We start from the raw sequence: 8,510 nt of genomic DNA on the forward strand, positions 1-8,510 counted from the left end.
TGAATGCGCTAGAGATTTGGACGATTTCCAATAACCTTGGGGACGCCAAATCAATAGCGACACATCCCGCAACCACCACGCACCAACGTTTGTCACAAGAAACCAGAGAGATGCTTGGCATCACACAGGGTCTTTTGCGCCTGAGCGTCGGACTAGAGGACACACAAGACTTGCTTGCTGATTTGCGCGCCGCCATCGCGCAATTGTGAGGTGGTGACGCGGACCCCGATAAGTGCTTTAGTTAGGGGAGCTTAGACGCATGGAAGGGCCATCCCTATGACTGATCCGCGGGCGGATTTACAACGTATCTATAAAGATATCATTGGAAATTCCGATGAAGCGCCCCACCTTGGGGTGTCTAACGCACCGATGGGGGGCACAGATATGAATATCCACTCAAATGACATGAGCCGCGAACCGACCCGCCAAGAAGCAGAGGCTGCATTGGCCCTGCTGCGCCGCTGGGCGGTTGATGTATCCCCCGAAGAAGTGGCCACGCTTGATCCGCTTGTGTCGCGCCTGATCCCCGGTCAAGAAGTGTCGAATTATCCGGCTTTGGCGCGCGCATACCCCGACGCATTTGAGGTCGATGATGCTTACAAAGCGTCGATGCCCGATCTGCAAAATGGTCCGTCCAGCCTGATCCGTGGTGCGCAGCAGCAAATCCAGCATGTTGGCATATCAAATTTCCGTTTGCCGATCCGGTTTCATACCCGTGACAATGGTGACCTGACGCTCGAAACTTCTGTCACTGGAACTGTGTCGCTGGAGGCGGAAAAGAAGGGCATCAATATGTCGCGCATCATGCGGACATTTTATAAGCACGCCGAAGAGACATTTAGCTTTGAAGTGATCGAACATGCACTGGATGCCTATAAAACCGATCTGGACAGTTTTGATGCACGCATTCAAATGCGGTTCAGCTTTCCGATGAAAGTTGAAAGCCTGCGGTCGGGTCTGTCGGGGTACCAGTATTATGATATCGCGCTCGAACTGGTCGAAAGTGCCGGTGTGCGTAAAAAGATCGTGCACCTTGATTACGTCTATTCCTCGACGTGCCCGTGTTCGTTGGAACTGTCCGAACATGCCCGTCAATTCCGTGGCCAGTTGGCGACCCCGCATTCACAGCGATCCGTCGCGCGTATTTCGGTTCTATTGGAAGACAGCGCCAATGTGCTGTGGTTCGAGGACTTAATTGACCGCGCGCGCGCAGCGGTGCCGACTGAAACGCAAGTCATGGTCAAGCGCGAAGACGAGCAAGCATTTGCTGAACTCAACGCGGCCAACCCGATATTTGTCGAAGACGCAGCCCGTTTGTTTACCGAGCAATTACAGTTAGATACCCGCGTTTCAGATTTTCGCGTGATTGCGAGCCACCAAGAAAGCCTGCATAGCCATGATGCCGTGTCCGTGTTGACTGAAGGCGAAACTTTCGCAGCAGAAAGTCTTGACCCGCGCCTGTTTGCATCACTCTTTCACGTAGGCTGATTTTACAGCGCAGGAGTGCTGGCAGGGCGGCGCGCGGTATCAAAGGTGCCTGCAACCCTTGCAGCCCCCGTGCGCCAATACTAAGACTCTATTAGGTTATTAGAAATAAGACAGAAATGTCCGAACATGAGGCACTAAATATGCAAGACCCCGTCGAGACCTATATGAACCTTGTCCCAATGGTGGTCGAACAGACCGCACGTGGTGAACGCGCCTATGATATCTTTTCGCGCCTGCTTAAGGAACGGATTATTTTCGTAAATGGCCCCGTGCACGACGGCATGAGCCAATTGGTTGTCGCGCAACTGCTGCACCTCGAATCAGAGAACCCGAAAAAAGAAATCAGCATGTACATCAACAGCCCCGGTGGCGTGGTGACATCCGGTTTGTCGATTTACGACACGATGCAGTACATCCGCCCGAAGGTCAGCACGCTGGTCATTGGACAGGCGGCTTCGATGGGATCGCTTTTGCTGACTGCAGGTCATAAGGGCATGCGCTTTTCGCTGCCAAACAGCCGTGTCATGGTGCATCAGCCATCTGGCGGATATCAGGGGCAGGCGACGGATATCATGATCCATGCCGCTGAAACCCAAAAGCTCAAGACGCGCTTGAACGAAATTTACGTCAAGCATACTGGCAATACCCTTAAAAAGGTCGAAGCCGGATTAGAGCGTGATAACTTTATGTCGCCGGAAGAAGCTAAGGAATGGGGCCTGATCGACGAAATCGTTGAGAACCGCACCAAAGCTGCAGACTAAAGCACCCAAACCATAGCAATGAACAGACGCGGCCTAGGCCGCGTTTTTTCTTGGACGAGGTGGTTTGACGCCGCTTTTTTGGTCAGGTTTATGTCTTTGTTAAGGTCATTGTGCGTATGGTCATTTTGACATTGTGGACCTCGGCAGGCTGTCTTAGTGTTGTGGCCAAGTAAGTCGAAATGATGTTTTATAAGGGCAAATTGCCCAGGGGTTTGAGATGGCGACGACAAGCAGCACCGACAGTAAGAACACCCTTTACTGCAGTTTCTGCGGAAAAAGCCAACATGAGGTGCGCAAGCTTATTGCGGGCCCAACCGTGTTTATCTGTGATGAATGCGTTGAACTATGCATGGATATCATTCGCGAAGAAACCAAGACTGCTGGTCTGAAAGCTGGCGAAGGCGTACCAACTCCTTCTGAAATCTGCGGCGTACTTGATGACTACGTGATCGGTCAGGTCCACGCGAAACGCGTACTCTCGGTGGCTGTGCACAACCACTATAAGCGGCTGAACCACGCGGAAAAATCTGATATTGAGCTGGCGAAATCCAACATCATGCTAATCGGACCAACTGGTTGCGGTAAGACGTTGTTGGCGCAGACTTTGGCGCGGATTTTGGATGTGCCATTCACCATGGCTGACGCCACGACGCTGACGGAAGCGGGTTATGTCGGCGAAGATGTTGAAAACATCATTCTCAAACTGTTGCAGTCATCAGAATATAACGTAGAGCGCGCACAGCGTGGCATCGTCTACATTGACGAAGTCGACAAAATTACCCGCAAGTCTGATAATCCTTCGATCACACGTGACGTTTCGGGGGAAGGCGTGCAGCAGGCCTTGCTAAAGATCATGGAAGGCACCGTTGCTTCGGTTCCGCCCCAAGGTGGACGCAAGCATCCGCAGCAGGAGTTCTTGCAAGTTGATACCACGAACATCTTGTTCATTTGTGGCGGCGCTTTTGCTGGCTTGGACAAGATCATTGCGCAGCGCGGCAAAGGCTCTGCAATGGGATTTGGTGCTGACGTACGAGAGCCCGATGACCGCGGTGTAGGTGAAATTTTTTCAGACCTTGAGCCAGAGGATCTGTTGAAGTTCGGCTTAATCCCGGAATTTGTCGGTCGTCTGCCCGTTATCGCGACATTGACTGATCTTGATGAAGACGCGCTGATCACAATTCTGACACAGCCCAAGAATGCTTTGGTCAAGCAGTACCAGCGCCTGTTCGAGCTTGAGAACACAAAGCTGACCTTTACCGAAGATGCACTGAGCGCGATTGCAAAACGTGCGATTGATCGGAAAACCGGTGCGCGCGGTTTGCGTTCAATCATGGAAGATATCTTGCTTGATACGATGTTTGACTTGCCGGGTATGGACACCGTGACAGAGGTTGTGGTGAACGAAGAGGCCGTCAATTCTGATGTCGCCCCTTTGATGATCCACGACGAAGGTAAGAAAAAAGAATCTGCCACGGCCAGCTGATATCGTGACGGTTCAGCACATCAGCACCGGATCCCCGTTTGAGGAACAGATCGGCTATAGCCGTGCCGTTGTTGCTGATGGTTGGGTCTTTGTTTCGGGAACAACGGGTTACGACTACGCCAGCATGACAATGCCTGTCAGCATTCAAGCACAGACCGAAAACGCGCTTGCAACAATTGCGGGCGCATTGGAAAAAGCGGGCAGCGGTTTGGACCATGTTGTGCGGGTCAATTACATCGTTCCCGACGCGCAAGAATGGCCGGATTGCTGGCCAGTGGTCAGTAAAGCATTTGCCACGGCAAAACCCGCCGCAACAATGATCTCGGCCCAGTTGCAGAACGCGGAAATGAAGATCGAAATAGAAGTGACTGCGCGGCTGCCTGTTTGAACCCACTGGACCTTTTGGGCCCTTTGGTGCATGGATAAGCCAACGCAATTGGAGACGCGACATGGGCCTTGCTCACAATATCAAACGCATTTTCACATGGTGGGACGGTCAATCATTTGGCACCCAGCTTTGGACCAGACGCAATGGTAAAAAAGTTGGTGAAGACGCGCAGGGCAACATCTTTTATCAGAACGCTGACAGCAGTCGCCGCTGGGTGATCTATAACGGTCAAAACGAAGCGTCGCGCGTGAGCCCTGATTGGCACGGCTGGCTGCATCACACATGGGATCAGGCGCCGACCGAGACTGACTTGAAGCATAAAGCTTGGGAAAAGCCACATCAGGAAAATCTGACCGGAACAGCGGCAGCCTATGCGCCCGCGGGTTCTATTAGACGCAGTGCACCTGCGGACCGGTCCGACTACGAGGCGTGGACACCGGAGTAGGGGTCAATCATGCGGTTATCTCATGTTCTGTTCGCGATAGCGCTGCTTCTTGCGAGCCCACTTGGCGCCCAAGAGATCGTCGTGACGCCGCTTGATGATTTACTGCAAGACTTAACAGCACCGCCCCCCCAACAAGAACCTACAGTTGGACCGACGATTGACGTCATGGCGGGCTTAGGTGGCGAATTACGGGTCCTCGATAAGTTAACAGGCGCCGTCACCAATTTGCGTCTACAGCAGGGCGACTCTGTGCAGTTGGGCTTTTTGTCGGTCGCGATGATCGAATGCCGGTATCCGGTCGACAACCCATCCGGCGACGCGTTTACCTATATTGAAGTGATGGATCGCAAAGAAAACGCTGTGCTGTTTGCAGGTTGGATGCTGGCATCAGCACCCGCTTTGAACGCAATGGATCACCCGCGTTACGACGTATGGGCGTTGCGCTGTATTACTTCCTGAGCCGTCGGCACCTTACCCTTTTGATTGAATGACGCGTCTTGGCTGATCGCTTTGGCAAGTTGGTCCTGATAATCTGACCTTGGGATTTCAATGGCACCTAGGCTTGCCAGATGCGGGGTGACGAATTGCGTATCGAACAGCCGATAACCGCCCATACGTAGTTCATCCACCAGATAAGCGAGCGCAATTTTAGACGCATCCGTACGTTTGCTGAACATGCTTTCGCCAAAAAACGCGGCCCCGATTGAAACCCCATAGACGCCTCCGATCAAGTCGTCGCCGTCCCAGACCTCCACGGAATGCGCCAATTTTTGCTGAAAAAGCGCGCCATAGAGCGAGAAGATCGTGTCGTTGATCCATGTCTCGGGTCGGTCGGCACAGCCGCGTATGACGTCATTGAATGCTGTGTCGTAGGTTACCCGAAATTCCCCATTGCGCATCTGCCGCGCAAGGCTGCGCGAGATATGGAAACGATCAAGCGGGAAAACGCCGCGCATCTTTGGGTCGACCCAGAAAACCTCTGGGTCGTCACGCCCCTCTGACATTGGGAACAATCCAACCTGATACGCTTGCAAAAGAAGCTGTGGCGTCAATGTCGGGTTGTCTTTCATGGCCAGCATTGCCTTATGGAGGTTTATTTGCAGGTCCGCTATTATCATCAATGCCGCTTTTGAAAAAGGACAGTGCATTGGCATTCTTTGATTTTTTGCCCGAACTTGCACAGTATGATGGCAAGGAAAATCAGATTGCACGTCTTAACAAGCGTTTCGCGTTTTTGGTTGCACCATTTCTCACAGACATTGCAGGTGCGCGCGTTCTGGATTTGGGCGCCCATGATGGCCGTTGGGCATATGCATTTGCGGGTGCGGGTGCAGCCGCTGTAACGGCAATCGAGGCGCGCGCGGACGTCGCAGCCCAATTCCAAGCTTTCCCGGAAACGCCGTTCAAGGGATGCATTTCTGTGCGCGTTCAAGACGTTTTCGTGGGCCTGCAGGCCTCGATCGCGGCAAAAGAGCAATACGATGTGATCGCGATCTACGGGTTGCTATATCACGTAATGGATCATTTTCGCTTGCTGGATCTGGTGCGCCAGTTGCATCCAAAGTTGATCATAATCGACAGCGATTTTATAAAACAGCAGGGCGCGATCATCAGGCTGGTTCGCGAGCGAACGGACAAAAATCTGAATGCGACGCCGCAAATTCCCGGGCAATCAATTGCGGTAAAAGGCATCCCAAGCCGTGCGGCGCTTGAAATGATGGCGCAGGGGCTTTGCTATGATGTGACTTGGTCGGATTGGGACAGTCTGCCGCCCGATCAGCGATCAGGCGTCAGTGACTATTATCTTTCGCCTGACCGGAACTTGCGACGCGCAACATGTACGCTACGCCCACAGTTACTAGAGCAGGCCTTTCTCTAGCCATTGCTCGAGCCAGTGAATGTTGTAATCACCAGTTTGCACGGCTTCTTCTGCCAATAATGCGTGGAATAGCGGCAAGGTCGTATCAACGCCGTCCACGATCAGTTCGCCCAATGCGCGCTCTAGTCGCGCTAAAGCCTCTGGTCGGTCACGCCCATGCACGATGAGCTTGCCAATCAGGCTGTCGTAGTATGGCGGGATCCGGTAGCCATCATAAAGCGCTGAATCCATGCGCACACCAAGGCCCCCAGGGGCGTGATATTGCGTTATTGTACCGGGGCAGGGCGCAAAGTTTGGCAGCTTTTCGGCGTTGATGCGCACTTCGATGGAGTGACCATTAATCTTGAGGTCTTCTTGGGTGAACGACATTGGCATGCCGGATGCGACGCGCAATTGTTCGCGCACCAAATCAACGCCAAAGATCGCTTCGGTCACGGGGTGTTCGACCTGCAGACGCGTGTTCATTTCGATGAAATAGAATTCGTCATTCTCGAACAGAAATTCGATCGTGCCAGCGCCAATGTAGTTAATCTTGGCGACAGCATCCGCACAGACCTTACCAATGCGCGCGCGCAATTCTGGTGTGATGCAAGGACCGGGGGCTTCTTCAAATACTTTTTGATGGCGCCGTTGCAGCGAGCAGTCGCGTTCACCCAGATGAACCGCATTGCCTTTGCCGTCGCCAAAGACTTGGATTTCGATGTGACGCGGTGTCGTCAGGTACTTTTCGATATAGACTTCGTCGTTACCAAACGCGGCTTTGCCTTCGGCGCGTGCTGATAAGAACGCTTTTTCCATATCAGCGGCTGTTTTTGCTACTTTCATTCCGCGACCACCGCCGCCTGCTGTGGCTTTGATAATGACAGGATAACCGACTTCTTCGCCGATGCGCTGCGCGTCAGCCAGTGTTGGCACGCCGCCTGCCGACCCTGGAACGCATGGTACGCCCAAGGCTTTCATCGTGTCTTTGGCGGTAATTTTATCTCCCATGACGCGTATATGTTCTGGGCACGCCGCCTGCGGACCCTGGAACGCATGGAACGCCCAAGGCTTTCATCGTGTCTTTGGCGGTAATTTTATCTCCCATGACGCGGATATGTTCTGCTGTGGGGCCGATAAACGTAAGGTCATGGTCCTCGACCGCCTGCACAAATGCAGCGTTTTCTGACAAGAAACCATACCCGGGGTGGATCGCCTGCGCCCCGGTTATTTCACAAGCTGAGATGATCGCCGGAAACGATAGATAGCTAAGTGCAGAAGACGGTGGGCCGATGCAGATGGCCTCGTCTGCCATGCGCACATGCATTGCGTCAGAATCAGCGGTCGAATGGACGGCCACAGATTTCACACCAAGTTCGCGGCATGCGCGCACGACGCGAAGTGCAATTTCGCCGCGGTTGGCGATGAGTATTTTGTCGAACATGGGTGCGCCCTTATTCGATGATCACAAGAGGGGCACCGAATTCAACGGGACCGCCATCTTCGACCAGAATACGCTTGATCGTTCCTGCACGTGGGGCAGGGATGTGGTTCATCGTTTTCATGGCTTCGATGATGAGGATTGTATCGCCCTCTTTGACGGTTGTGCCGACGCTGACGAAATTCGCCGCGCCTGGTTCTGCGGCCATGTAGACCGTGCCAACCATAGGCGATGTTACTGCGCCGGGGTGGCTTGCTGGATCGGTGCTTTCAGTGGCTGCAAGTGCAGCGGTTGGCGCAGCTGCAGCAATGGCCGCTGGAGCGGCGGCGGCTGGCACACTGGCTTGCATGACCATTTGTGTTTGACGGCTGACGCGAACGTTCAAGCTGTCGTTTTCACCATAGTCGCGCTTGACCTGTAGTTCAGTTAGATCGTTTTCGCGCAAAAGTTCCGCCAATGCCTGAATAAAGCTGACATCGCTTTCGTGAGACGTTTTGTTGCTCATGTTTCCCTCGGCCATTTTGCCCATATTATTGAAGCTTTTGCGACGCAACGTCACAAAGCATTTGGTCACTTATAGGGCAAGCCAGCGAAGGTGGAAAGTACACCTGTGTTTGAATTTTTTCAGGGTTCCGTTTTGCTGATC

10 protein-coding genes and 1 pseudogene are annotated in these 8,510 nt (G+C 53.1%); 8 read left to right on the forward strand and 3 right to left on the reverse strand.

The annotated features are described in order from the left end of the window. The 7 genes from QZ197_RS12900 to QZ197_RS12930 form a co-directional block, all read left to right on the forward strand. The coding region (locus QZ197_RS12900) for a PLP-dependent transferase (protein ID WP_296432444.1) at positions 1 to 209 on the forward strand (209 nt) is incomplete at its 5' end. Between the two features lie 175 nt (positions 210 to 384). Beyond that, positions 385 to 1,488 carry a GTP cyclohydrolase FolE2 gene (gene folE2, locus QZ197_RS12905; protein WP_296432454.1) on the forward strand — a complete coding sequence of 368 codons (1,104 nt, stop codon included), beginning with the start codon at positions 385 to 387 and terminating at the stop codon, positions 1,486 to 1,488. Between the two features lie 140 nt (positions 1,489 to 1,628). Then, positions 1,629 to 2,249, forward strand: a complete 621-nt coding sequence (locus tag QZ197_RS12910; protein WP_296432446.1) for an ATP-dependent Clp protease proteolytic subunit — start codon at positions 1,629 to 1,631, stop codon at positions 2,247 to 2,249. A gap of 217 nt (positions 2,250 to 2,466) precedes the next feature. Then, positions 2,467 to 3,732, forward strand: a complete 1,266-nt coding sequence (gene clpX, locus QZ197_RS12915) for an ATP-dependent Clp protease ATP-binding subunit ClpX (protein ID WP_296432447.1) — start codon at positions 2,467 to 2,469, stop codon at positions 3,730 to 3,732. 4 nt (positions 3,733 to 3,736) lie between these two features. Further along, positions 3,737 to 4,120, forward strand: coding sequence for a RidA family protein (locus QZ197_RS12920; RefSeq protein WP_296432448.1), 384 nt, complete (start codon positions 3,737 to 3,739; stop codon positions 4,118 to 4,120). Between the two features lie 61 nt (positions 4,121 to 4,181). After that, positions 4,182 to 4,565 carry an NADH:ubiquinone oxidoreductase subunit NDUFA12 gene (locus tag QZ197_RS12925; protein WP_296432449.1) on the forward strand — a complete coding sequence of 128 codons (384 nt, stop codon included), beginning with the start codon at positions 4,182 to 4,184 and terminating at the stop codon, positions 4,563 to 4,565. Positions 4,566 to 4,574: 9 nt separating this feature from the next. Further along, positions 4,575 to 5,024 (forward strand): DUF2155 domain-containing protein, encoded by a 450-nt coding sequence (locus tag QZ197_RS12930; RefSeq protein ID WP_296432450.1) that lies wholly within the window; start codon positions 4,575 to 4,577, stop codon positions 5,022 to 5,024. Here QZ197_RS12930 and aat read toward each other — a convergent pair. Next, complete coding sequence (aat, locus tag QZ197_RS12935; RefSeq protein WP_296432451.1) at positions 4,988 to 5,635, reverse strand: leucyl/phenylalanyl-tRNA--protein transferase; 648 nt, start codon at positions 5,633 to 5,635, stop codon at positions 4,988 to 4,990. The two genes, QZ197_RS12930 and aat, sit on opposite strands and share 37 nt — an antisense overlap. A gap of 77 nt (positions 5,636 to 5,712) precedes the next feature. Here aat and QZ197_RS12940 point away from each other — a divergent pair, with 77 nt between their 5' ends. Continuing rightward, positions 5,713 to 6,444, forward strand: coding sequence for a methyltransferase domain-containing protein (locus QZ197_RS12940; protein WP_296432452.1), 732 nt, complete (start codon positions 5,713 to 5,715; stop codon positions 6,442 to 6,444). Here QZ197_RS12940 and QZ197_RS12945 read toward each other — a convergent pair. After that, a pseudogene (locus QZ197_RS12945) lies at positions 6,424 to 7,867 on the reverse strand (acetyl-CoA carboxylase biotin carboxylase subunit). The gene QZ197_RS12940 and the pseudogene QZ197_RS12945 sit on opposite strands and share 21 nt — an antisense overlap. A gap of 10 nt (positions 7,868 to 7,877) precedes the next feature. Continuing rightward, a complete protein-coding gene (gene accB, locus QZ197_RS12950) occupies positions 7,878 to 8,369 on the reverse strand; it encodes an acetyl-CoA carboxylase biotin carboxyl carrier protein (protein WP_296432453.1) in 492 nt (163 codons plus the stop codon). Positions 8,370 to 8,510: the final 141 nt, after the last annotated feature.

Origin of the sequence: Yoonia sp. (assembly GCF_017854415.1) — a bacterium.
Lineage (GTDB): Bacteria > Pseudomonadota > Alphaproteobacteria > Rhodobacterales > Rhodobacteraceae > Yoonia.

Coding starts and splice junctions, on each gene's coding strand:
- clpX (WP_296432447.1), top strand. CDS start 2,467: ATGGCGACGACAAGCAGCACCGACAGTAAGAACACCCTTTACTGCAGT.
- QZ197_RS12910 (WP_296432446.1), top strand. CDS start 1,629: ATGCAAGACCCCGTCGAGACCTATATGAACCTTGTCCCAATGGTGGTC.
- folE2 (WP_296432454.1), top strand. CDS start 385: ATGAATATCCACTCAAATGACATGAGCCGCGAACCGACCCGCCAAGAA.
- aat (WP_296432451.1), bottom strand. CDS start 5,635: ATGAAAGACAACCCGACATTGACGCCACAGCTTCTTTTGCAAGCGTAT.
- accB (WP_296432453.1), bottom strand. CDS start 8,369: ATGAGCAACAAAACGTCTCACGAAAGCGATGTCAGCTTTATTCAGGCA.
- QZ197_RS12930 (WP_296432450.1), top strand. CDS start 4,575: ATGCGGTTATCTCATGTTCTGTTCGCGATAGCGCTGCTTCTTGCGAGC.
- QZ197_RS12925 (WP_296432449.1), top strand. CDS start 4,182: ATGGGCCTTGCTCACAATATCAAACGCATTTTCACATGGTGGGACGGT.